Annotated in this window: 21 protein-coding genes; 10 read left to right on the top strand and 11 right to left on the bottom strand. The window is 57.3% G+C overall.

Going from position 1 to position 24744, the window contains the following annotated elements; all coding sequences use genetic code 11:
* Positions 1 to 73 precede the first annotated feature (73 nt).
* Entirely contained in the window at positions 74 to 1993 is a 1920-nt protein-coding gene (locus HK23_RS00655) for a Hint domain-containing protein (protein WP_086652483.1), read from the bottom strand.
* 495 nt (positions 1994 to 2488) lie between these two features.
* On the opposite strand from HK23_RS00655, the gene HK23_RS00660 reads away from it, so the two are divergent.
* From HK23_RS00660 to HK23_RS00670, 3 genes are all read left to right on the top strand, one after another.
* On the top strand, positions 2489 to 3481 hold the full coding sequence (locus HK23_RS00660) for a CobW family GTP-binding protein (RefSeq protein WP_086652484.1): 993 nt from the start codon (positions 2489 to 2491) through the stop codon (positions 3479 to 3481).
* A complete protein-coding gene (locus tag HK23_RS00665) occupies positions 3478 to 4530 on the top strand; it encodes a WD40 repeat domain-containing protein (RefSeq protein WP_063907867.1) in 1053 nt (350 codons plus the stop codon). Before HK23_RS00660 ends, HK23_RS00665 begins: the two co-directional genes overlap by 4 nt.
* Positions 4531 to 4638: 108 nt before the next feature.
* Positions 4639 to 5925, top strand: a complete 1287-nt coding sequence (locus tag HK23_RS00670) for an NAD(P)/FAD-dependent oxidoreductase (protein ID WP_086652485.1) — start codon at positions 4639 to 4641, stop codon at positions 5923 to 5925.
* A 287-nt stretch (positions 5926 to 6212) separates the two neighbouring features.
* Here the strand turns inward: HK23_RS00670 and HK23_RS14465 are convergent, their stop codons facing one another.
* From HK23_RS14465 to HK23_RS14875, 3 genes are all read right to left on the bottom strand, one after another.
* Complete coding sequence (locus HK23_RS14465) at positions 6213 to 6389, bottom strand: hypothetical protein (RefSeq protein WP_167347350.1); 177 nt, start codon at positions 6387 to 6389, stop codon at positions 6213 to 6215.
* A gap of 39 nt (positions 6390 to 6428) precedes the next feature.
* The gene (locus HK23_RS00675) at positions 6429 to 6911 is read right to left on the bottom strand and encodes an Hsp20/alpha crystallin family protein (RefSeq protein ID WP_063908897.1); all 483 of its coding nucleotides are present in this window, start codon (positions 6909 to 6911) and stop codon (positions 6429 to 6431) included.
* Between the two features lie 242 nt (positions 6912 to 7153).
* Positions 7154 to 7339, bottom strand: coding sequence for a cysteine-rich CWC family protein (locus HK23_RS14875; protein WP_086652486.1), 186 nt, complete (start codon positions 7337 to 7339; stop codon positions 7154 to 7156).
* 131 nt (positions 7340 to 7470) lie between these two features.
* On the opposite strand from HK23_RS14875, the gene HK23_RS00685 reads away from it, so the two are divergent.
* The 3 genes from HK23_RS00685 to HK23_RS00695 all read left to right on the top strand — a co-directional run bounded on the left by HK23_RS00685 (position 7471) and on the right by HK23_RS00695 (position 12964).
* Positions 7471 to 8268 (top strand): hypothetical protein, encoded by a 798-nt coding sequence (locus HK23_RS00685; protein ID WP_086652487.1) that lies wholly within the window; start codon positions 7471 to 7473, stop codon positions 8266 to 8268.
* A gap of 179 nt (positions 8269 to 8447) precedes the next feature.
* A complete protein-coding gene (locus tag HK23_RS00690; RefSeq protein WP_179193749.1) occupies positions 8448 to 10976 on the top strand; it encodes a TonB-dependent receptor domain-containing protein in 2529 nt (842 codons plus the stop codon).
* Between the two features lie 62 nt (positions 10977 to 11038).
* Entirely contained in the window at positions 11039 to 12964 is a 1926-nt protein-coding gene (locus HK23_RS00695) for a CocE/NonD family hydrolase (protein ID WP_086652488.1), read from the top strand.
* Between the two features lie 18 nt (positions 12965 to 12982).
* Here HK23_RS00695 and HK23_RS00700 read toward each other — a convergent pair whose 3' ends face one another.
* Complete coding sequence (locus HK23_RS00700) at positions 12983 to 13717, bottom strand: M15 family metallopeptidase (RefSeq protein ID WP_256939996.1); 735 nt, start codon at positions 13715 to 13717, stop codon at positions 12983 to 12985.
* Between the two features lie 78 nt (positions 13718 to 13795).
* On the bottom strand, positions 13796 to 14440 hold the full coding sequence (locus HK23_RS00705; RefSeq protein ID WP_086652489.1) for a DUF1826 domain-containing protein: 645 nt from the start codon (positions 14438 to 14440) through the stop codon (positions 13796 to 13798).
* 79 nt (positions 14441 to 14519) lie between these two features.
* Here HK23_RS00705 and zigA point away from each other — a divergent pair, with 79 nt between their 5' ends.
* Both zigA and HK23_RS00715 read left to right on the top strand, forming a co-directional pair.
* The gene (gene zigA / locus HK23_RS00710) at positions 14520 to 15749 is read left to right on the top strand and encodes a zinc metallochaperone GTPase ZigA (RefSeq protein WP_086652490.1); all 1230 of its coding nucleotides are present in this window, start codon (positions 14520 to 14522) and stop codon (positions 15747 to 15749) included.
* Positions 15742 to 16089, top strand: a complete 348-nt coding sequence (locus tag HK23_RS00715; RefSeq protein WP_063907861.1) for a DUF6525 family protein — start codon at positions 15742 to 15744, stop codon at positions 16087 to 16089. Before zigA ends, HK23_RS00715 begins: the two co-directional genes overlap by 8 nt.
* Here the strand turns inward: HK23_RS00715 and HK23_RS00720 are convergent.
* The 3 genes from HK23_RS00720 to HK23_RS00730 form a co-directional block, all read right to left on the bottom strand.
* Complete coding sequence (locus HK23_RS00720) at positions 16074 to 17213, bottom strand: acetoin dehydrogenase dihydrolipoyllysine-residue acetyltransferase subunit (protein WP_086652491.1); 1140 nt, start codon at positions 17211 to 17213, stop codon at positions 16074 to 16076. The genes HK23_RS00715 and HK23_RS00720 overlap by 16 nt on opposite strands.
* Before the next feature lie 3 nt (positions 17214 to 17216).
* Positions 17217 to 18245 (bottom strand): alpha-ketoacid dehydrogenase subunit beta, encoded by a 1029-nt coding sequence (locus HK23_RS00725; RefSeq protein ID WP_086652492.1) that lies wholly within the window; start codon positions 18243 to 18245, stop codon positions 17217 to 17219.
* 112 nt (positions 18246 to 18357) lie between these two features.
* Positions 18358 to 19323 carry a thiamine pyrophosphate-dependent dehydrogenase E1 component subunit alpha gene (locus HK23_RS00730; protein ID WP_063907859.1) on the bottom strand — a complete coding sequence of 322 codons (966 nt, stop codon included), beginning with the start codon at positions 19321 to 19323 and terminating at the stop codon, positions 18358 to 18360.
* 432 nt (positions 19324 to 19755) lie between these two features.
* On the opposite strand from HK23_RS00730, the gene HK23_RS00735 reads away from it, so the two are divergent.
* Both HK23_RS00735 and HK23_RS00740 read left to right on the top strand, forming a co-directional pair.
* Positions 19756 to 20985, top strand: coding sequence for a putative DNA modification/repair radical SAM protein (locus tag HK23_RS00735; protein WP_086652493.1), 1230 nt, complete (start codon positions 19756 to 19758; stop codon positions 20983 to 20985).
* A 16-nt stretch (positions 20986 to 21001) separates the two neighbouring features.
* Positions 21002 to 21898 carry a TIGR03915 family putative DNA repair protein gene (locus tag HK23_RS00740; protein ID WP_086652571.1) on the top strand — a complete coding sequence of 299 codons (897 nt, stop codon included), beginning with the start codon at positions 21002 to 21004 and terminating at the stop codon, positions 21896 to 21898.
* Here HK23_RS00740 and HK23_RS00745 read toward each other — a convergent pair.
* Together HK23_RS00745 and proP are read right to left on the bottom strand one after the other, a co-directional pair.
* Positions 21860 to 23227, bottom strand: a complete 1368-nt coding sequence (locus HK23_RS00745; protein ID WP_086652494.1) for an L-serine ammonia-lyase — start codon at positions 23225 to 23227, stop codon at positions 21860 to 21862. The two genes, HK23_RS00740 and HK23_RS00745, sit on opposite strands and share 39 nt — an antisense overlap.
* A 35-nt stretch (positions 23228 to 23262) precedes the next feature.
* The gene (gene proP / locus HK23_RS00750) at positions 23263 to 24738 is read right to left on the bottom strand and encodes a glycine betaine/L-proline transporter ProP (protein ID WP_086652495.1); all 1476 of its coding nucleotides are present in this window, start codon (positions 24736 to 24738) and stop codon (positions 23263 to 23265) included.
* Positions 24739 to 24744 lie beyond the last annotated feature (6 nt).

The raw sequence follows: 24744 nt of genomic DNA on the forward strand, positions 1-24744 counted from the left end.
GACCCCGAACATAAAAAAGGCCCGGTGTTGCCACCGGGCCTTTTCTGCGCCTGCGCGTAACAGGAAAATGCGTTCAGAGACTCAAAACGCTGGCAGCCTCTGTTTTCTCCTGCACACGATAAGGACCAGCCGCCAGAATCTGGACTCTCAGAATCCCGAAACTGTCCGTTTGACGTTGTGGCAAGGGCAGATATGCATCGCCCAGCGTCCAGCGGCCAGAGCCGCCTTCCGTTTCCGCCCAGCCAGAAAGGTCCATCTGGCTCTGGTGCGCCGTAACAAGCAAGCCTGCTCCTGCAACCTGCAACTCCACCTCTCCAACACACACACCAAGGGTCCGGCGGTCATCCACAAAAGGCCCCTGCACATCACATGGGCGACTGGTGCGGGAGACAAGCCTTACTGCCTGAACCTGCCCCGGCACCATGAACAGCGCCTTCCCGCGCACCGTCCGCATGCACCGCAGTGTGCGTCCTTCGTCCGTCACAAGATAAAGGTCTGGGTCTTCCGTCAGCGCCGGACTGGCCGTTACAGCCGGCACACCCATAGCGTCTGCGCGCGCCAGAATCTGACGGAAAATCGGCTCAACACGCTCCCGCGCCACCACCAGCGGCGCTGCGGCATCCTCTGCCCAGCTCCGCGCCTGCCCAGCACTGATCCGCGACACCGTTCCATGCGGCCGGAAGCTGCTGCGGTTGCCTGTGTCCAGATAGCTTTCCGTCAGCACGTTATTGGCCATGATCACAGAATGCTGCGCCGTTTCGATATGATAGTAGTCATAAGTGGTCACGCTGCGGTCAAACAGAATGGAGTGACCATTCACCAGCATACGCGCCGGAATAAAACCGCCTTCAAAATACAGGCAATGTTCCGGCGTCACCAGCAGATCCCGGTCCGGTACACCAGCACTGATCGCATCTTTCAGAAGGCGGACAGGATAACCGGCTTCATCATCCGGCAGCCCGATACGGACGTGCGCAGTTGTTTTTCCGGCCCATACAATCTGGCGCTCAACAAACTGACCATTTTCAAAAACAAGCACAGTCTCACCAACGCTCAGCTCTTCCACAGCGCGGTCCCCGTCGGGGGTGCGGATCATGGAACCCGCAAGGAAACAGGCACCGATGTAGGTATTGCCATTACTGTAGGTAATTTGCAGCGGGTTGAGCGAGGCGTCCTGGCTATCAATGCTGGTATACGTGCCATCCGGCAATGAAGCACCCGAGGCTGGAGTCACCGCATATTCTGCAACAACTGTATTATTATCCGTCCCCCCATACAGGGTCACCACTTTTTGTGATCCACTTGTGCTAATGTTATAGCTAGTGATTGTATCAACAGTATTCTGAAGTTCAATCGTATCGTTTGCTGGATTGTAGTTATTGAATGTTACCCCCTGCACGCCATTACTGGCCAGCAGGCTGAGCACCTGATTATCAGCGTTCAGAACCAGCGTGCCGCCACCATCCTGAAAATTCACAGTGGAACCGCTAAGGATATTGATCAGCCCGACAGAACCGGCATAGGTACCGCCATACCCAATGTTAATGGTTGAGCCAGTCAAAAGTCCTGCAACGAGATTACCGGAGAACTGTGCTGTGCCGCCATAAATATTGATTGTATTACCGGCAAGAGCATTAACCAGAATATTAATATTGGTATCGCCACCAATATAATAGGTATTCCCGCTGGCAGCATTTGCCACAATGGTAATACCGCCCGTACTGCCCGGCATGGTGACGTAAGTGGCACCCAGGACATTCAGCAACGTACTGATACCAGTGCTATCCGTGACAACATTGCCAGTGGGCGCAACGGAAAGACCTAAAACTTCGATCCCAGCAGTCAGACCATTAAGGGTTTCGACCGTCGAGCCGTCACTTCCTGTAATGGTGACGTCATACACGACTGTCCCCAGAAGAGGCGGGACCCCGACATTGGTAGATGTCGCAGAATAGGTGAGGCCAGACGCTGTCGTCCCACTATAATTAGCCATAGTTGACCTCCGGATGCTGGTTCAAACACAACAGAAAAAAGCCTTATTTAATGGTCGAATAAGGCCATGCGTTTATCTTTCAAAATCCCTGATCCCATCAGGACTGTTTTGATACGTTTTACAAAACACTACTAAAGCTCAATTAACCTTATGAATTTTCATTCATATTTTTCACGCGTTCGTGAGAGTATAATTTTTTGTTATATATCAACAAGATATAGGTTTTATATCTGATATTTACTTATGGAATAAGCATAAATTCAAAATCTAAAAATCGATTCGGACTGAAACAATCCCGATTCTAAATGATCTCGATCATAAGATTCGATCTTTTTTCCGCTTAAAAGATGGTAAGAAAAAAGCATTTCATACGGCTTCTTAATATACGCTTCTCGCCCGTCTTTTGACGCCCCTCCTCACCCCCTCTCTGGCCCTCTGCGCTCTCGCCCCCTATATGAAGAGGCACGAATGCAATCTTAACGGAGGCCTGTCTTCATGTCTGATGCGTCCCTTACTTCCGAGCCTGCGGATACGCTGGTACCTGTTACGGTGCTGACGGGCTTTCTGGGTGCCGGAAAAACCACGCTGCTCAACCACATCCTGACGGCAGAACATGGCCGCAAATATGCTGTGGTGATTAACGAATTCGGTGAACTGGGCGTGGATAACGACCTTGTTGTCGATGCAGATGAAGAAGTGTTCGAAATGAACAACGGCTGCATCTGCTGCACCGTGCGCGGAGATCTGATCCGTATTCTCGGTAGCCTGATGAAGCGCCGGAACAAGTTCGACGGCATTATTATTGAAACTACCGGTCTGGCTGACCCTGCCCCGGTCGCGCAGACCTTCTTTGCGGATGAGGATGTCCGGGCCAAAACCCGGCTGGATGCCGTGGTGACGGTGGTGGACGCGCTGAACTTTCTGCAAACGCTGAAAGAAAGCCCGGAAGCCCACCAGCAGATCGCCTTTGCGGATGTCATCATCCTCAACAAAACCGATCTGGTGGATGACGCCCAGCTTAAGGCGGTGGAAGACGCCATCCGCAAGATCAACGCCTTCGCACCCATTCACAAAGCCCAGAAGGGCAATGTGAAGCTGACGGATGTGATGGATGTTGGCGGGTTTGACCTCCAGCGCACCCTTTCCACCATGCCGGATTTTCTGGAAAACACGCACCATCACCATGAGGAAGACGTGAACAGCATCTCCCTCTCTCTCAAGACGCCGCTGGATGCAGGCCGCTTCCAGATGTGGATCGGCGCTCTGTTGCAGGAAAAAGGGGCCGACATCCTCCGCACCAAAGGCATCCTGAATTTTGAAGGCCAGTCCGACCGCTTTGCGTTTCAGGCTGTCCACATGATGGCGGATGGAAATGACATCGGCCCGTGGAAAGAGGGCGAAGAACGGGAATCTCGTCTCGTCTTTATTGGTCGCAACCTCAACCGGCCCCAGCTTCGGCGCGGGTTTGAAAGCTGCGCTGTCGCATGAGCATCCCTACCGAACTCCGCGGCCTGATTGAAAAGCGCGGGGCGTCCCGCACGGTTGAAGGCCATATCACCGCCTGCGCTGCCTCACGCGATAACATGCGCTTCGCCTTCACCACGGCGGAAGGCGACGTGATTGTCGCCCACCGGGCCGATCTGGCAGAACCTGCCAGCTGGGCCACCTATGCGGTGCATGATGGCGCAGCTCTTGCTCTGGCACCGGACACAGACCCCGGCGGCTTTCTGACCGGCGGCGATGATGGCCGCCTGTGCCGTCTGGACATGCACGGGGAAATTGAGGAACTGGGCAAGACCCGTCGCTGGGTTGAGCATGTTGCCTCCCATGTGGACGCCAAGACCGCCTATATTGCCAGCGCGTCCGGCAAGCAGGTGGAACTGCGCGATGGCCGGGGTGAGACCGTGCTGAAAACGCTGGAGCACCCCTCCTCCGTGACCGGCATTGTGTTTGACACCAAGGGCAAGCGCATTGCGGCATCCCATTACAACGGGGCCTCTGTCTGGTTCACACAGCCCAAAAGTGAGAGCGTACGCCTGCTTGAGTGGAAAGGCAGCCATACCGGCATTGCAATCCATCCGGCTGGCGAAGCGCTGATTACCTCCATGCAGGATAATGACCTGCACGGCTGGCGGCTGTCCGACGGGCACAATATCCGCATGAGCGGCTACCCCACTAAAGTGAAGTCCATGTCCTTCTCCCGCACGGGAAAATGGCTGGCCACCAGCGGTGCGGATGTTGTGGTGCTGTGGCCATTCTTTGGTGGCGGCCCGATGGGCAAACCGCCTGTGGAACTGCCCGGAATGGGCGGTGCGCTCTGCACCCGCGTGGCCTACAACCCGGAGCAGGAAATTCTGGCGGCTGGATTTGCGGACGGTTCTGTTCTTATGATCGAACCGGAATCGCAACGGGTTTTACCCGTCTGCCTGAACGGGGGGAGTGCTATCAGCGCGCTGTCCTATAGTTCAGACGGATGCCTGCTGGGGTTTGGTACGGAAGACGGGCTGATTGGCCTTGTGGACCTTTCCGCAGGCTAAGCAGGCACCTGCCTGCATGAGAGACAATTGCGTGACCTCAAGAGGCAGTGTGTTGCGCAGTTCTGTTCCGCCGCCGATACTTGCGGAACACGAAAGGATAGTGACGTTATGAGTGATCGGTTTCGGTTGGTTATTGTAGGGGGCGGCATTGCCGGCCTGGCACTCGCCACACGGTTGGGAAACAGCATGGGCCGCTCCGGCAAGCTGGATATCACCCTGGTGGATAAAGGGTTCAGCCATGTCTGGAAGCCGATGCTCCACTGCTTTGCCGCCGGCACCGCGCGCAATGAGAATGACCGCATTACCTTTGTCTCCCACGCGGCCGGGCATGGCTTCCGCTTCTGCTATGGGGAAATTTCCCACCTGGACCGCGCCGCCCGCAGGCTGACCCTCGCCCCGCTGACAGAGCAGGATGATGAGGAAGTCATTCTGGAAGAACGGCATGTGGATTATGACGCCCTGATTTTTGCCATTGGCAGCCGCGCCAACGATTTTGGCACGCCGGGCGTAAAGGACCACTGCATTTTTCTGGATAATGTGGTGGAAGCCAACAACTTCAATGAACGCTTCCGCCATGCCGTCCTGCAGGCCTATGGGCGTGGCACGCCGCTGGATATCGCCATTGTCGGCGGTGGGGCGACGGGTGTGCAGCTGGCGGCAGAACTGCACAAGGCGCTGGATATCGGCTCCCTGTACAACTTTACGCCCACCACACCGGAAATGCGCATCACCCTGCTGGAAGCCGGGCCGCGTATTCTGCCCTCCTTCCCGGAAAAAGTGTCAGAGGAAGCCCGCCAGCAGCTTGAGGCCCTCAAGATTTCCGTCCGCACCGGCGCTATGGTCAGCGGCGTGGATGAGAAAGGGTTTATCCTCAAGGACGGCTCCCGCGTGAATGCGCAGTTCCGCGTCTGGGCGGCAGGCGTGAAAGCCCCGGATGTCACGCGGGAGATGGACGGTCTGGACTGTGCCCGTGGCGGACAGCTGGTGGTTAAACCCAACCTGCAAACAACGGTGGATGACCGGATTTTTGCAGTGGGTGACTGTTCCTTTATTGCAGAAAGCCCCCTACCCCCCACGGCTCAGGTGGCCCGGCAGGAAGCCCACCATCTGGCAAAATATCTGCCGCAATGGATTTTGAACCAGACGCCGGTTCCGCCCTTCAAGTTCAACAACAAGGGCGCGATTGTTGCCCTTGGCAATTACAATGGCTGGGGCGCGTTTGCGGATGGCAAGACGTTTGGCGGCGGCGCTCTGCACGGGCTGAGCGCCCGACTGGGCCACACCGCCCTGTATCGCCAGCATCAGTTTGAACTCTATGGCGTGCCCCGCGGGGCCATTGCCTGCCTGACCGACTGGCTGGACCGCTTTGTGCGCCCGTCTGTGCGGATGGACTGAAGCCAACCGGACCAAGGTCCGCTCATACAAACGCCCCCTGTGGTCCATTACCACAGGGGGCGTTTGTGTTTTCAGGCCTCTCTGGCACAAACCCCGTTGGCAGGCGGTTTCTAACCAGATGATCCTGTTCCGGCTCCCGCTTCCGGGCCGCCTTAGCTATGGGCCGACAAGGCCGGGCCTGCGTTGCGCAGCACCCAAAACCCGGTCTCCCCTGCCCTCCGGCCTGCTGCGCCTGAAGGGGTCTGAAAACGCCCGCTCAGACCAGCTGAGCAGGCAAACCGGAACTCTTACAGATAACGGGCCGTGCCGTTATTCAGCTGGTCAATAAAGGAGTCACAAGTCATTTCCACGACCTCCCCTTTGGTATTTTTCAGGCGCACCTTGCAGTCACCATCATTCATCGTGCCCAGCATTTCATAACGGGTGCCGGCAATTTCAACGCTTTTATTTGTTTTAGCAGTCATGGTTTTTCCTTTCTGGAAAGCTAAATTTTCAAAAAATTCTTAGCCTGCGTTGATGGCAATATGCCGTTCTGCAGGTTTACTTTCGGCCTTTTTCGGCAGTGTCACGCTCAGCACACCGTTTTTGAGAGAGGCGCTGATCTTGTCCACATCCACATCATCCGGCAGCGTAAAGGCTTCCTCAAACGCCGCAAACTGACGGCCCGCCAGATGCTGTTTGACCGGCCCTTCGACTTCCGGCTTCTTCTTCTCACCACGAATGCTCAGCACGCCATTGGCCGTACTCAGTTTAATGTCGCTCTCGGCACAGCCTGGCACTTCCGTCGCCACAACATAGCCCGAAGCATTTTCCGTAATATCCGTGGCCCCCAGACGATGGGCAGCCGCACCGTTTTCCGGCACTTTATAATCTTCAAAAAGGCGGCTCATCTGCCGTTCCAGAGCTGTCAGCGGGTCCGCTACACGAACATTGCCAACCGGAACACGCACAACAGGGGCACGACCGTTTGTTGTATAAATGGTCATCCGAACATCCTCCTTTTTTGCGCAGCGACCATTCAGATCCCTCTGCGCTTTCGGGAGTCAGTTTCTCCAGCTTTGCGGATGCGGCCCTTGATCTAAATCAAATTCCTGCCCCCTGATGTCGCGCAACGGCAATGCGCTCACCTCATGCGGAGCAGCTCTGCGCCTCCTGAAAACCTTTTATAATTCCAAACTCTATTGAAATTCGCTTTTTCATTTTTTCAATAGAAGCCCTCACTCATCCCTCAGGACCAATTGGCCGAGACCGGGCGGGCACCCTGCTGCTGCCGGAACCGTTTTTCAAGACAGGCTGGGCACAGGCATCCCGTCCCGGCGTCCGCAGGCAGAGGCACATCATGAGGCTTTTGCATACACCAGCACCGGGCATCTGCCGTGCAGGGGAATTCGGTTCCGCATTCTTCGCATTTCATGCTCAGCTTTTACCCCCGCCCCGCGTTATCCTCTGTGCAAAACACCATAACGCGCCGCCGCACGCTGCACAGCCGCTCTTTTGCCGCTATGCTGCCCGTCAAGATTGTGTCGCGCCAGAAGGACCAAAGGGATGAAGCGGATTACCACACGATTGCTGGCCCTCAGCCTACTCACCCTGCCAGCCGTAACGGCAGAAGCCGCAACGCCTGCGCCTGCCGCCTCTGCTGCGCAAACCCCACAGCCCATGCCGGACAATTACCGCTTCTCCGGCACTCTGGGCCCGTATCCCATCGGGGTGACAGTTTCCGTTCGGGCGGATCAGACAGTGGCAAACGCGCATTATTTCTATGTGAAAAATCTGGTCGATATTCCCCTGTCCGGTCAGGTTTCAGGAGAGCAGATTACGTTGAGCGAACCCGGTGGCGGTCGCTTCACCCTGCATTTTGAAACGAACGATAAAAAAGCCCCGACCCCGCTCACCTTCCAGACTTCAACGGGTCTGGCCGGAACATGGGCTGACGGCACAAAAACCTATCCCGTCACCCTGACTCTTGAAGCTGCTGATAACCTCGCTCCCAACACCCTTTACGCGGATGTGACAAACGCTTCCCCCACTGTTTACGAGGCCATGGTGCAGCGCTTTCTGCACAGCGTGTTGACGGGCAATAAAGCCGATACGGCAAAACTGATCTCCTGGCCTTTGAGAGTGAATGCCGAACATTCCTCCACCCTCAAAAGCCCGGCAGCGCTGTCGGCCTCATGGTCGCGGGTTTTTACACCCTGCGTCCTTGCCACTCTCCGGCACGCCATTCCGCATGAGATGTTTGTGCATAACAGTCAGGCCATGATTGCCAATGGCACCGTCTGGTTTGATGCGCATGGGGCTACCGCTATCAACAGCAGTGCCTGCCCGGCGCCCGCAAAATAACCCAAGCCTCGCCCCCTTAACCCAGGGTTATCATCCCCGTCCATTATCGATATTGACAATATTAGTTGCGATTCAACAACATGTTGTTACAGGATCGTGTGCCCAAATGGTGCTCCAGAAAACAGCTGCCTTATGCACACAGATCCAGACAGGGACACACCACGGAGCAGGGGTTCAGAATGGGCGCGCGCAACAAAGCTGTAAAAGAACGTTATAGTCAGTCACTTTTACTCTTTGGCACGGCGCTGGCAGGTCTGATTTTTGATACCAGTGTGGGTGCCGCTGCGCCCTCCACCGCGGGCTCAGGCATCAAAAAACGCACGTCCCACCCCGTTTCTGCACACACACAGCCAGCTTCTGTTGCCACGCGAAAAGACCATACGCCTGCTCGTAAAAAGCGCAGCACCGGCCCGCTGGTCAGCAAAGATAGTGAAGAAGTCAACGTCAGCACGCGCCGCGTGGCCAGTCATGGTGCGGAAGTCACCGTAAGCCGTAAGGTCATGGACCGGTTTGTTGAGGGCACCAACCCGATGCAGATCCTTGCTCAGACCACGCCGGGCGCCAACTTCACCTCCACAGATGCCTTTGGTCTTGATACGTACGCAAACACGTTCTACCTGCGCGGCTTCACCCAGATGCAGATTGGCGCGACCCTTGATGGGATGCCGCTGGGCACACAGGGTTTCATCAACACAAACGGTGTCTCCATTACGCAGGCCATGATTCAGGATGACATTGGCGGCATGTCCATGTCTCAGGGGGCTGGCGCGCTTGATTCCTTTTCCGCCCAGAACCTTGGCGGGGCCATGTCGTATACCTCGTCTGACCCAAAGGATAAGGCTGGCGGAAAAGTCAGCCAGACATTCGGCAGCTTTAACGCCTTCCGCACCTATGGCCGCGTTGATAGTGGCGTGCTGAATTCCACCGGCACAAAATTCTATGCGTCCTTTGCGCGGACCAAATCTGATCTGTGGAAAGGTCAGGGTTACCAGAGCGAATTGCAGGCCAATGCAAAACTGGTGCAGCCCCTGGGTGACCGCGGCAAAATTACCGCCTTTTTTGGTTATGGCAATTTTACACAGGGCAATTACCTGTCCATGACCAAAAACATGTGGGAAAAGATGGGGCGTGATTCAACCTATCTCAAACCCGATTACGAAAAAGCAAAACAGTGGGCCTATTATGCCCAATATACGTCTGACGTGCCCCCGGGTTACGCAGGTGTACTCTCCAACGATGAAATTGGCGACTACGCATGGGATGCCGCTCAGTTGCAGAGAACCTATCTCTCCTCTGTCAACATGCATTACGACCTGTTTAAAAATGTGCAGTCTGATACGGTCGCTTACGGCAACGTCAACAGTGCCATATATGGCGGCACAAACAACTTTGTCACCTCACCAAGCTACGGCACGCCCAGCCTGAACCCGGATGGCAGCGTCTCTGGTGTTCCCATGGCGCTTGGTATGTCCCACGCGGCCATGCGCCGTCTGGGCTTTACACAAAAATTCACTATTCAAGCACCCCACAATAACAAAATTGAAACCGGCATCTGGTATGAAAATAACCAGTGGATTTACAATTCGAGACTGTACGAAGATGGCCTGAACTCCGCCCATAACTGGCTTTCTGACTTCAAACAGGGCACAGGCCATACGTGGTTTGAAGATACGTTTAATACCAACACCTTCCAGTTCTTCCTGCAGGACCGCTGGACCATTACCCGTGGCATGACCTTCCTTGCCGGCTTTAAATCTCTGACCCAGACCACCCATGGCGGCACAAAAGCCGATTATACCGATCAACTGGCGGCTGAAGGCTGGAATACGTATTACCGGCACCCTGTTAGCGGGTCACTCACGGCCTCTGCGGCCTTCCTGCCGCATTTCAATTTCGATTATCATTTCCTCAGCCACCATGAATTCTACTGGGATATTGCAGAAAACATGCGGGCCTATGACTACTTTGCGCAAACAGGGGGTGACAACCCGTGGGGTGGTCTGGGCAATGCCAGCCGCCCCGCGCAGGTTGTGTTTGATGAAAGCAAGAAGGTTCTGCGCCCGGAGCGCACATGGAACTATGTTGTGGGCTATCGCTATGACAGCCGCTATTTCTCAGCCTCTGCGGATTTCTACCATACGGACTATTACAACCGCCTCGCCTCAATCACTGAGGGCAGCGCCAATAATGCGAACAATGCCTACCTGAACGTAGGCCGGGAAACCATGAACGGTGCCGACGTGCTGGCCACCATCCGCCCGATTGCGGGGCTTGAAATTACCAACAGCTTTAGCTGGAACAATGCCGAATACCAAAGCCGCTCTATCAATTACAGCGGAGAAAATTACAACATCAAAGGCAAGCATCAGGTCTACTATCCAAAGTTCATGTATAAAGCCAACCTGAACTACACCTACAAACGGGCCATGTTTAACTTCAACGTCAACTATATCGGCTCCCGCCCGATGACGTATATGAATGATGAGAGCATTCCAGCTTACTGGCTCGCCAACCTGAACCTTGCCTATAATTTTGGGAAAATTGGCTTCACACAGAACATGAAAGCGACTTTCGGGATCACCAACCTGTTTGACAAGAATTATATCGGCGGCGTTTACGGCTCCGCTTCCGTCACCGGGGATGATAACGCAAACCTGTTTGTTGCATCCCCACGCCAGTTCTTTGGCACAGTCTCGGCTGAGTTCTAATAGTCATTTTTTGGTAAAAGCTGTCTAACAGACGCATACAGTTGTTTATAATCAGGGGTTCCATGTTCAAGAATTTTCTTCTTCTGCTCTGCATGACGGCACTTTCAACGCCTGCCTTCGCGCAGGCACCTATCGCGCAGAATGCTGACATTGCCCCTGATATGCCTGCAAAATTTACGGTCAATACAGACAAGTTTGACTTTATCCGCCGGGATGTGATGATCCCCATGCGTGATGGTGCCAAACTGCATACCGTCATTCTCATCCCCAAATCCGCTCACAATGCCCCTATTCTGCTGACGCGCACGCCGTATAACGCCCAGCACATGACCTCTCTGGCAGAAAGCGGCACCATGCGCTCTGTGTTGCAGGGTTATGATAATATGCCGGATGTTATTGCGGATGGGGGCTATATCCGCGTGGTGCAGGATGTACGCGGCAAATACGGCTCCGAGGGGCAGTATGTCATGAACCGCCCGCTCCGTGGGGCGCTCAACCACACCAAAGTCGACCATAGCACCGACACCTGGGACACCATTGAATGGCTGGTCCATAACCTCCCGCAGAGCAACGGCAAAGTTGGCATTATCGGCGTTTCTTACGACGGCTATACATCCCTGACGGCCCTGATTAACCCGCATCCGGCCCTGAAAGTGTCCGTGCCCATGAACCCGATGGTGGATGGCTGGATGGGCGATGACTGGTTCCATAACGGCGCCTTCCGTGAGGAAATGCTGTCCTACATCTACAATCAGGATGCCACAGCCAAGAAAACAGCCATCTGGTGGGGCAAGCAGTATGACAATTACGATCTTTTCCTGAATTCCGTTTCTGCCGGCGCACTGGGGAAAGAGCGCGGCATGGAGCAGATCGGCTTTTTCCGGCAGCTTCTGGCGCATCCGGCATATGATAGCTGGTGGCAGCAGCAGGCTATGGACCATGTGCTTGCTGGCCTGCCGCTAAAAGTGCCAACGCTCCTTGTCCATAGCCTGTGGGATCAGGAAGATAATTACGGGGCCATTGCCCTTTACTATGCGCTCAAACAAAAGCAGGCCGACCAGCCCAACCTCTGGCTGGCTATGGGGCCGTGGAATCATGGTGGCGAGATCAAGGAAGCCAGCACGCTTGGCCCCATCAAGCTCCATTCTGACACCGGCCTGTATTTCCGCAAAAAAATTCTTGAACCCTTTCTGGCCCATTATCTGAAAGATGATGCTGTGGCCCTGCCGCAGCGCGTATCTGCCTACCGCTCCGGGTCTGATGACTGGGAAACCGCTGACGCACTCCCGGCCCGTGACTGCACAACGCACTGCGCCACCCTGCACCTTACAGCCAAAAATCAGCTTGCCCTCAACGGTGCTGCCGAAACCGCAGGCTCTGTCAGCTATGTGTCTGACCCAGCCCATCCTGTGCCGTATGTGGAGCGTCCCGTTATTACCCGAGGGGCCGCAAACTCTGCATGGGATAACTGGCTTTCAACTGACCAGCGCAATGCGGCGTCCCGCCCGGATGTGGCGACCTTTACCTCCCCCGTCCTGACACAGCCGGTCGCACTGGATGGCCAGCCGTTTGTGCATCTGACGGCCACAACAACCGGCACGGATGGCGATTTTGTTGTCAAACTGATTGACGTCTACCCGGATGAAGTGCCCGAACAGCGGGAACTGGGCGGGTATCAGTTAATGGTCAGCAGTGACATTCTGCGTGGGCGGTATCGCAAAAGCTTTGAACACCCCGAAGCTATTCCGGCCAATCAGGCCCAGCTTTACCAGTTCCGGCTGCCGATCATGAACCACACGTTCCTGCCCGGCCACCGCATTATGGTGCAGGTGCAGTCAAGCTGGTTCCCGCTGTATGACCGCAACCCGCAAACCTATGTCAGCTCCATCTTCACCGCACCGCCGGAAGCCTATAAGCCCGCAACCATCACCATTGATACGGCAAAAAGCTGGCTTACGGTGCATACGGCAGACGCCGCCACACCGTAAGGCACGGCTCACAGGTCGTTATTTGATGTCCTCAAAGCGGATGTTCTGCACAGGGTATTTCTTCCAGTCCCTGTAATCAAAATGCCACCATTCAGCAGGGAGCTGTATAAAGCCTTCCTGCTGCATGGCATCCCGCAGCAGATCCCGCGCCTTTTTCTGCTCTTCCGGCGCATCCGGGTAGTTGGAATACGCGCGGGGCGTCATTTCATCAAACCCGCTGGGCATGGTCACCTGCTGCCCGGTTTTCAGGTCATACAGGGTCAGGTCCACCGCACAGCCCCGGTTATGTCTGGAACCATGCGCGGGGTTGGCGACAAACTGGTGTTTGTCCGCAGGCGTTGCGTCCCAGAACAGCCTGGTAATAAACCACGGGCGATAGGCATCAAAAATCAAAAGCCCATAGCCTTTTGTTTTCAAATACTCCGAGGCTCTGTAAAGCGCTTCCGCCGCAGGCTTTTCCAAAAAGGCATGCGATGACGCATAAACCGGTGTGCTGAGGAAATTCTCTGTCGTGGCATAACGGATATCAAATTTGAAATCCGGCGTAAGTGTTGAAAGATGCACCAGATCCGGCGCACGCAACCCCGCATCCTGCACCGGGGGTGAGGCCGCAAGGGCCTCCCGCATTAAAACCTCAAGGGGTTTAACCGGCGTAATCCGAAAGACCATCGCAGCCTTATCCTTCTCCGCACCCCACGCGATTGCAGGATGCATGACCAGAACCGCAAGAAAGAAGAGCTTTGATGTCTGCATGAGCGTTTCTTCAAGGGTTCAGGGTGAAAAAGCGAATTCTATCGTTTCATGCCACGGAACGGAAGCGCTCTCACCCCATCAGGCCTCAGCACGCATCGCCTCTTTCTGCACAATCTGCCGCTGATTGTCTGACATCCCGCAGGCCTGCGGGGCATCCAGCGTCAGCAACAGGCGCGTGATGGGTTTTGCCAGCGTGGAAAGCGGTGGTGAACGATGCTGCACCGCCCCCTCCGGCTGCCAGCCGGGGTAACAGCCGCCCTTGAGCAACGCCACAGCTCCCGCTTCCGCCTGATACACCGCGGCCTCCTCGCCCAGATCCGCCTGACGCCACTGCACCCCCGGCCCCACATAGGTGCACAGCAGACGCAGCACGACATGATCCACATGGAAGCGGCGGCAACTGTCATGCGTAATCTGTTCCAGCCGGAACCGCACAGCGTCCATCCGCGTGGCGGCGCAATAGCGGTCCGCCAGCGCCAGTGCATCCTCCAGCAAGGCACGTGTGGCCGGTGTAAAAACCGGCGCAAGCTCGTGCGCCAGTTCCTCCGGCGTGCCAGCTGTCAGGATCAGAGCCGGGCCGTCTTCCAGATAATTCTGCGCGGCGTTTTCCAGACTTTGCCCCAGAATGCGGTCTACTACCGCAATATGGCACGCGGGCTGCTCAATGGCCTGAAACGCGGCGTCTGGTGTGGGGTGATGGAAGGAGAGCGGCGTATGCGGCATGGGGTTTCGCTTTATCTGTATGTTATGATATAACGTATCATATAGCACATCGGAACCGCAATCCGAAGGAAAGCACACCATGCCAAACCGGCTCCCCGTTACCGTCCTGTCCGGCTTTCTCGGTGCCGGAAAAACCACGGTCCTCAACCATATTCTGAACAATCGGGAAGGCCGCCGCGTGGCCGTGATTGTGAATGACATGAGCGACGTGAACATTGACGCCGATCTGGTGCGGGAAGGCTCGGACCTCTCCCGCACGGATGAAAAGCTGGTGGAAATGAGCAACGGCTGCATCTGCTGCACCCTGCGCGATGACCTGCTGACAGAAGTGCGTCGGCTGACAGAGGAAGGCCGGTTTGACTATCTGCTGATTGAATCCACCGGCATTGCGGAGCCCCTGCCCGTGGCCGCCACGTTCTCCTTCCGGGGTGAAGACGGCCAAAGCCTGCTGGACAGTGCCCGGCTGGATACGATGGTCACCGTGGTCGATGCCGTTAATCTCCTCAAGGATTACGCCTCAACAGATTTCTTAAAAGACCGAGGTGAAACCGCAGGCAATGCGGATGACCGCGCACTGGTGGACCTGCTGGTGGAGCAGATTGAGTTTGCGGATGTTGTCATTCTCAACAAGGTCTCCACCGCCACGCCGGAGCAGCGGGAAGCTGCAAAACAGATTATCCGCGCTCTCAACCCGGATGCTGACCTGATTGAAACCGATATGGGCATCGTGCCGCTGGACCGCGTGCTGAACACCCATCGGTTTGACCATGACAAAGCCGAGCAGCACCCGCTCTGGTATAAAGAGCTTTACGGTGCTGCCGAGCATGTGCCGGAGACGGAAGAATACGGCATCAGCAGCTTTGTCTATCGCGCACGCCGTCCGTTTATTCCTGAAAAATTCAAGGCCTTTATTGATACCTCATGGCCCGGTGTGGTGCGTGCCAAAGGGCATTTCTGGCTGGCAACGCGGCCGGAATGGGTGGGGGAACTCGGGCAGGCCGGCGCGCTGGTGCGCACGCAGGCCATGGGCCTGTGGTGGTGCGTGATCCCTACCCAGCACTGGCCGGAGGATGACGACTGGAAAGCCATGCTCGTGGGGAAATGGGACCCGGTTTACGGGGACCGTAGGCAGGAAATTGTTTTTATCGGCACGCCAGAGATGGATGAACCCGCCCTCCGCGCCGCGCTGGATGCCTGCCTTGCCCCGCAGGAGACCGGGCGCTTCCAGCCGGAGCTTTACGCCGACCTGCCAGACCCCTTCCCCGCATGGCGGCACCGCCAGCCGGAGGAGGAAGACGCCGATGCCTAAGGCCGAGACCTCCAATGAGCGCACGCTGCGGCATGAGATCTGGCGACGCTATAGCGGGGATGACTGGCAGGCGTTTGACCAGCTCCCCTCTTTAGTCCGCCAACGCGTGGCGGAACACGCGTATGATGCGTGGTCCGTCAATGTGCTGATTTTGTGGAAGCACTACAAACGCATTTATGGCAACACGCTGCGCGGCCAGCGCGCGTTAATCCGCTATCTGGACTATTGCGAACGGCTGGAGCGGGAAGCTTTTGCCACTCACTACGCAGACCAGTACGGCACCCTGCTCCCGCACGATGCCGCCCATGTCAGTATTCTGAGAGGTCAGGCCGTTACCTGAGACTTCTCCAAAAACGCCTCAACCAGCCTGTTGAATTCAACAGTTTTTTCAAGCTGTGGCATGTGGCCTATCTGCGGCAGAAGATGCTTTGCCACATGAGCCGGAACATTTTTTGCTCCGGCCACAGGCAGGATTTCATCCTCTTCACCCCAGAAGAGGGTCACGGGGATACGCGCAGCCTCCAGCACCGGGTGCATGTCAATGGACTGCTGCCCGTTGGCAAAGCAGGCGGCCTCAATGGTGCGCAGGGCCTCCCGCGCGCCATCCAGACGACGGACGCGCAACACATTATCCGCCATTTTACGGCCAACCAGTGATTTATCATGCACCAGTGCCTGCAAGGCTTTTTGCATATCCCGCGTGCGGTCAGCTTCCACCATCTCCCGCAGGCTTTCTGCATTAACCTCCCGGCCCATTCCGGCGGGGGCAACCAGTGTGAGCGTCTGCACGGCCTGCGGATAATCCCGCAGCAGAGCCAGTGCAATCGCCCCGCCCAGTGAGTGGCCCAGAATGTGCGCCTTCGGAATATCCAGCGCCTTCAGCAGTTCATACGCAGCCTCAGCCAGAACCGTGACTGACCCATCTCCCACATCCTTGGACGAGGCCCCATGCCCCGGCAGGTCAAACGCAATCACACGCTGATGCCGGGCCAGAACATCCTGATTGAGCATCCAGTTGCTCAGATCCCCGCCAAACCCGTGGATCAGCAGCAGCGGCACACCTTCACCCCGCCCGACATCACGCACATTCAGGCTATGCTCACCAACCGTTATCACACGCGGTTCTGCATTGGTGGCCTCAGCCTCTTCCCCGCCCTCTTCCTCAGTGTCGGCTTTAAAGCTGGCAATAAACGCCTCAATTTCTTCATCTGAGGCGTCCGCATCTGCCACCACGCCCAGCAGAGCGCCAACCGGCAGTGTCTCGCCCGCCTGCGCCACCTGTTTGCGCAAAATACCAGAGGCCGGGCTTTCATACCCGCTGGTGATTTTGCTGGTTTCAATATCCGCCACTTCATCCCCTTCCCGCACGGTATCTCCGGGGGAAACGGTCCAGGAGGCAAGCTTGCCCTCTGTCATGGCCAGACCGAATTTGGGCATCGTCAGGGCTGTCAGGTTCTTTGTCATCGTTCAGGCAACCTCACGCGTTTTCTGCATCATGACGGCTTTGACCGCCGCTTCAATTTTATCCGCATTGGGCATGTAGAGGTTTTCCAGCGGCGTAGAGAACGGCACCGGCGTATGCGGCGGCACAACGCGACGGATGGGGGCTTTCAGTGCGCCAAAAGCCTGCTCGGCCACAAGGGCGGAAATATCGCATGCCATGTTACAGCGCGGGCTGGATTCATCCACAATCACCAGACGGCCCGTATCTTCCACACATTCCAGAATGGTCTGCTCATCCAGCGGGAAAGTGGTGCGCGGGTCCAGCACGGTGCAGGAAATGCCCTGTTTGGCCAGACGGTCCGCCGCCTCGTTCGCCATACCCACCATGCGGCCAATGGCGACAATGGTAACATCATCGCCTTCCCGCGTCAGGTTGGCTTCACCAAACGGGATGGTATAGGCCTCGTCCGGAACGTCCTCGACATCATCATACATGACCTTGTTTTCAAGGAAGATCACCGGATCATCATCGCGGATCGCCTCAATCAGCAGGCCCTTGGCTTCATACGGAGAAGACGGCACCACAACCTTCAGGCCCGGAATATGGGTAAAGAGCGGATACAGCGCCTGACTATGCTGCGCCGCCGCATTAAACCCGGCCCCGTACATGGCGCGGATCACCAGCGGCGTGCGCGCCTTGCCGCCAAACATATAGCGGAACTTGGCGGCCTGATTCATGATCTGATCCAGACAACAGCCGACAAAATCGACAAACATCAGTTCCGCCACCGGGCGCAGACCCGTAGCCGCAGCCCCCGCCGCAGCTCCGATATAGGAGGCTTCGGAAATCGGGGTGTCCAGCACACGGTTTTCCCCAAATTCGGTCAGCAGACCTTTGGTGACACCCAGCACGCCGCCCCAGGCATCCTTCACGCCGGAGGAGCCGCCCTGCCCCCCGGCCACATCTTCACCCATCAGCACAACCGTCGGGTCACGCCGCATTTCCTGACGCAGGGCTTCATTAATCGCCTGACGAAAGCTCTTCTTGCTCATAAGTCTTTCCCTTCCGGGCCTGTCGCGCATCCTGCAAGGCCTGTCGTGAGAGGCACGTTCTTTTCAAAATACGTTGAGGGCGACAGGCGGCGTGCCCTCACCCAAAATCCCGTCAGATTTTGACGTACACATCCGCCATCAGGTCAGCCTCTTCTGGCCAGGGGGCCTGCTTGGCGGCTTCAACAGCGCTTTCAATCTCATCCGCTACGGCGGCATCAATCTCATCCAGCGCACTCAGTTCCAGCAGCTTGTCCTGCCCGGCCCGCTCACGGAAACTCTCAAGGCAGTCATGGTTTTTCTTGGCATCGGCCACTTCATTAGGGGCGCGATAGCTCATGGAATCCCCTTCAAAATGCCCATACCAGCGCTCCAGATGCACATGCAGCATCACCGGGCCTTTGCCGGAACGCGCGTGGTCAATGGCATCACGCGCAGCGTCATGCACGGCAAAGAAGTCCGAGCCGTCACACTCCATATACGGCATGCCAAATCCGGCGGCGCGGTCCTTCTGGGTGCCAGCACAGGCGTAAGACGACCCGGTGGCCTCGCCATAGCCGTTATCTTCCACCACAAACACGGCTGGCAGATGCCAGACAGAGGCCAGATTGAGGCTTTCCAGCGTGGTGCCTTCATTTGAAGCACCATCACCATAAAAAGCCACGGCCACGCCGTTATCTTTCAGAACCTTATGGGACAGCGCCGCGCCGCAGATCAGCGGCGGTCCACCGCCCACAATCCCATTGGCCCCCAGCATGCCTTTGGAGAGATCGGCAATATGCATGGAGCCACCCTTGCCCCGGCAGACGCCGGTTTTGCGGCCATAAATTTCAGCCATCATGCCGCCCACATCCACGCCCTTGGCAATGCAATGGCCATGGCCACGATGGGTGCTGGCAATGGTGTCCTGCTCTGTCAGATTGGCGCAGACCCCAACAGCGGAGGCTTCCTCCCCGCAATAGAGATGCACAAAGCCCGGGATTTCCCCGGTCGCAAATTCACGGTGCAGGCGCTCTTCAAACGCCCGGATGGTCCGCATGGCACGATAGGACCGAAGCAGGGTCTCTCTGGAAATCTGCATAGACCACGTCCTTTTTTCTTTCTTGTGTGGCTGACCGAGGAAAGCTCCTCCCCAAACGCTTGCGTGCCATGACCCGTTGCCGGCTGGCTCGGCAAAATAATGCGCCGCACGCATATGTGAATTTCTGTTTTGGTAACAAACCGCAGTCTTCTGCCCTTTTGCCTGACAGCCCTGCTCGCCCCTGACGGTGCCACTTTCCCCCGTTCCACGGACAGGCGCGAAAGCTCCTACGTTGCGTTCCCTTTCCGTGCTCTCCCCCGGAGTCCCGCACCTCCATCTCAGGATGGCAGCCCCTCCACTCGCTTCATCGCATCGTCAGGTTTTTCGTTTTCCTTTGTCTTTTTCAGCACAAAACTCAACGCGCGTTTTCCCCTCAGGCTGCCCCGTGCGATCTCTCTTGCAATGCTCCACACAAGAACATAACATGAACATATGAAGCAAAGCTTGTCTGACCGTCTGGCCCTGCTCTCCGATGCCGCCAAATATGATGCCTCCTGCTCCTCCAGCGGCGCGGGCAAACGGGATTCTGCGGCAACCAAAGGGCTGGGGTCCGTCAGCAACGGCATTTGTCATGCCTTCACCCCGGATGGCCGCTGCATTTCCCTGCTGAAAATCCTGCTGACCAATTTCTGTATTTATGACTGCGCCTACTGCATCAACCGGTCCTCCTCCAACGTGCCGCGCGCGCGGTTTACGCCGGATGAGGTCATCTGGCTGACACTGGAATTCTACCGCCGGAACTATATTGAGGGGCTATTCCTCTCCTCCGGCATTATCCGCTCGTCAGATGACACCATGAGCCAGATGGTGCGCGTGGCGCGGGAGTTACGGCAGACGCACAAGTTCCGCGGCTATATCCATCTCAAGACCATTCCCAATGCCTCCCCCGCCTTGCTCGCGGAAGCCGGACTGTATGCGGACAGGCTTTCCATCAATGTGGAAATGCCGACGGAACGCGGGCTGGCCGACTACGCCCCGCAAAAACATGCCGGGGAAATCCGCCACTCCATGGGCGAGATGCGCACGCATATCGACGCCGCAAAAGACCGCACCCTCACGGGCCGCAAAGCCCCGCGCTTTGCCCCCGGCGGCCAGAGCACGCAGATGATTGTGGGGGCTGATCAGGCGACGGACCGCGATATTCTCTCCAGCAGTTCCTCGCTTTACACGGGCTACAAATTGCGGCGCGTCTATTACTCGGCCTTCAGCCCCATTCCGGATGCCTCGGCCATTCTGCCCATCAAGCCGCCACCGCTGCTGCGTGAGCATCGGCTGTATCAGGCCGACTGGCTTTTCCGCTTTTACGGCTTCCAGTTTTCTGAAATCACGGCAGGCCGCCCAGATGGTATGCTGGACCTTGAGCTGGACCCCAAACTGGCCTGGGCGCTGGCTAACCGCGCCATGTTCCCCATCGATCTCAACCGCGCGCCGAAGGAAATGCTGCTGCGTGTGCCGGGGCTGGGCGTGCGTTCCGTGCAGGCCATTGTAGCGGCGCGCCGCCACCGGCAATTGCGGCTGGAAGACCTTGCCAGGCTGAAAGTCTCCATTCGCAAGGTCAAACCCTTTCTCTACACCACCGGCTGGTCCCCCGGCAGGCTGGCAGAACGGCAGAACCTCCGGCAGCTTTTTGTGCCGCAGCCTCAGCAACTTGCTCTTTTCTGAAACGCGTTTTCTGATCATGGCCTACGGTTTTATTCTCGACGACCACACCTCTTTTTCCGCATGGCGGCCACTGGCGCGCCAGTGCTTTCTGGCCGACCGCGCGCCGGAAGAAATTGAATGGCGCTGTGCCTCGGCAGAAACCACGCTGTTTGATACGCCGCTGGTCGCTCCCACGCCCAAAAACGGGGCACAGCCGCCTGTTTTGCGGAGCAAGTGCCTCGCTCTGCTGCGCTCCATTCTGCGCCATGCAGACCAGACGCGCTTTGCCCTCGCCTACCGCATCCTCTGGCGCGCGCAGACGGAACCGGCGCTGGCCAGCATCGCCACAGACCCGGACATTGCCCGCGCGCTGCACATGCACAAACAGGTGCGGGAAGATACGCATAAAATGACGGCCTATGTCCGCTTCCGGGAACATGGCGAGGCTCAAAATGGCCGCCGCTCCTTTTACGCATGGTTTGAGCCGGACCATTACGTATTGCCCAGCGTGGCCCCGTTTTTCTCAAAGCGGTTTGTGGATATGGACTGGGTGATCCTCACCCCCAAAGGCTCTCTGGCATGGAATGGCGAGACCTGCGCCTTCAGCCCCACGCCCTGTGCCAAACCTAAATTGTCAGATGATATCGACCAGCTCTGGAAGACCTATTACGTCTCCACCTTCAACCCGGCCCGCATCAAAACCAAGGCCATGCTGTCTGAAATGCCACGCAAATACTGGAAAAATCTGCCGGAAACGCAGCTTATCCCGCAAATGCTGGCCGATGCCCCAGCGCGTGTTGCTGCCATGGCAGCCCAACAGCCCCGCCCGGCCCCGGCCTTCCACCATCGCTTGCAGCAGCGCCGGGCGGACGTGGAAAACCAGAAAGGGACAGACTCAGCACTCAGGGAAGTTCATCGCCAGTCCCCCAAGTGAGGTTTCCTTGTAGCGGTGGTTCATATCCCGGCCGGTTTCAGCCATGGTCTGCACAACCTGATCAAGCGAGACGCGGTGTTCTCCGTCACCGCACAGGGCGAGTGAGGCCGCGTTAATCGCCTTGATCGCGCCAAAGGCGTTGCGCTCAATGCAGGGGATCTGCACCAGACCGGCCACAGGGTCACACGTCATGCCCAGATGGTGTTCCATGGCGATTTCCGCCGCATTTTCCACCTGAGCCGGCGAGGCCCCCAGCACAGCGGCCAGCCCTGCCGCCGCCATGGAGGACGCAACGCCCACCTCCCCCTGGCAGCCCACTTCCGCACCGGAAATGGAGGCATTCAGCTTGAACAGGCTGCCCATAGCCGAGGCTGTCAGCAAAAAGTCCCGCATCCCCTCCGCCGAAGCCTGCGGGCAATAATCCCGATAGTAGCGCAGCACCGCAGGCACCACGCCCGCCGCGCCGTTAGTGGGGGCCGTCACCACGCGCCCTCCGGCAGCGTTTTCCTCATTCACGGCAATGGCGAACAGGCTGACCCAGTCCATAATTTCATGCGGCAGGCTGCTGTTGCACCGGTCCTTGTCTTTCAGCCGCTCATACAACGCGTGCGCCCGCCGCTGCACCTGCAACTTGCCGGGCAGAATGCCAGCCTGCGCTACACCGCGCTCAATGCACTGCATCATGACATTGGCAATATGGTCCAGATGCGCCCGGACCTCAGCAGCGGGGCGCAGAGCGCTTTCATTCTCAAAAACCACTTGCGCAATGCTCAGGCCGGTCTTCTGCGTCAGGGCCAGAAGATCCGCGCCGGAGCGGAAGTCATGCGGCACGTCCGGCAGAGCGTAGGAACTGCTCTCCGCCGCCTCTTCCGAGGTAATAAAGCCGCCCCCTACCGAGCAGAACCGCGCCTTGAGCAAGAGCTCTCCGTTTGCGTCAAATGCTTCAAACTGGAGCGTATTGGGGTGTTTAGGCGGCTGGGTGTCTTTATCGAGGACAATGTCCGTCTCAGGCTGAAAACGGATTGGTGCGGCCCCGCCTCGTGCAGGAAGGACACCCTCGGCCCGGACATGCGCAACCATGGCGTCAGTCTGGTCGGGCCGGACCGTTTCCGGGTGTTCACCACACAGCCCCAGAATAACAGCCTTGTCCGTGGCATGGCCTGTCGCGGTCCAGGCCAGAGAGCCATAAAGCGTGACCCGGATGTGCGCCACATCAGCGTCCAGCCCGGTACAGGCGTCCAGAAAGCGCAGCGCGGCCCGCATGGGCCCCACCGTGTGGGATGAGGACGGCCCGATACCAACTTTGAAAATATCAAAAAGACTGATCATACCGCGCTCTGCTCTTTCTTTTGCCAGACGCCGCCTCAGGGCACAGAGGGCGGCGTGGGGTCTACTGTCAGCCGTTGCTTGCTGTTCATCAGCCGCTCGGCCTCGTCATCACTGCCCACAGCCGGGGGTGACCCGCGCAGCGGCAGGCGGGCCGTCTCCCGCACTGTCAGCATAGTGAGCGCGCCAATCAGCGCGGCCCCCATCAGGTACCATGCAGGCATATCCAGCATGCCAGTCCGCTTCACCAGCCAGGCCGTCACCAGCGGCGTGGTGCCACCAAACAGGGAAACAGAGACGTTAAACGCCACAGAAAGCGCTGTGTACCGCACCGGCGTGTAAAACAAGGCGGGCAATGTGGACGGCATGGAACTGGTAAAACAGACCAGCGCCAGACCCATCAGCATCAGACCACCAAAAATCTCGAGATCATTACCGCTGCGGATAAGATGCAGGCTCGGAATAGCCAGCACCACCAGTGCCACACAGGCACCGATGACCATCGGGCGGCGGCCCAGCCGGTCACTGAAGTATCCGCCCAGAACATTCAGCGGCATCATCAGCACCATCACCAGAATGATGAGCAGCAGCCCCTTGCTTTCCGGGTAGTTCAGCGTGACCGTCATGTAGCTGGGGATGTAGGTCAGCAGCATATAGTCGGTCACGTTAAAAACCAGCACCAGCCCGATACATTTAAGCAACTGCCGCCAGTGGACCGTCAGCAGATCCCGCCAGCCGGGCTTTTCATGCTCGCGCTTTTCGGCTTCCTCCGCATAGGCCTGAAACGCCGGGGTTTCTTCCAGCCGGGTGCGCATATAGAGGCCAATCAGGCCCAGCGGTCCGGCAATCAGGAACGGGATGCGCCAGCCCCAGCGCACCATATCGGCATCATTCAGCGAGAACTGGAGCGCCATGACGGCTCCGGCCCCGGCGATGTAACCCGCCAGCGTACCGAACTCGAGCCAGCTACCCATCAGGCCGCGATTTCGGTCCGTGGAGTATTCGGCAATAAACGTCGCCGCCCCGCCATATTCTCCGCCGGTGGAAAAGCCCTGCACCAGACGCGCAAGCAAAAGCAGGATGGGCGACCACACACCAATCTGCCCATAAGACGGAATAAGCCCGATGCAGAACGTGCCGAGCGCCATCATGATCATGGTGATCGCCAGCAGCTTCTGCCGCCCGTAACGATCCCCCAGCGGGCCGAACACGGCCCCGCCAATGGGGCGGACCAGAAAGGCCACCGTAAACGTGGCGAAGGTGGCAATCAGCTGTAGCGTGGGGTCGGAGGACGGGAAGAACACCTTCCCTAATGTCACGGCAATATAGCCGTACACGCCAAAATCGAACCATTCCATCGCATTGCCCAGCGCAGCCGCTCCCACGGCCCGCTTGAGCATATCGGTATCAACAACCGTAATATCGTCGGTTGTCAGGTGTTTTCGGCGTTTAAACCACCCAAAATGGGCATGAGAGTCGTGTTGGGGGATTTTGTCACTATCTTCCTGTGTCATGCCCCC

The sequence above is a fragment of the Acetobacter malorum genome (assembly GCF_002153605.1).
Classification (GTDB): Bacteria; Pseudomonadota; Alphaproteobacteria; order Acetobacterales; family Acetobacteraceae; genus Acetobacter; species Acetobacter malorum_A.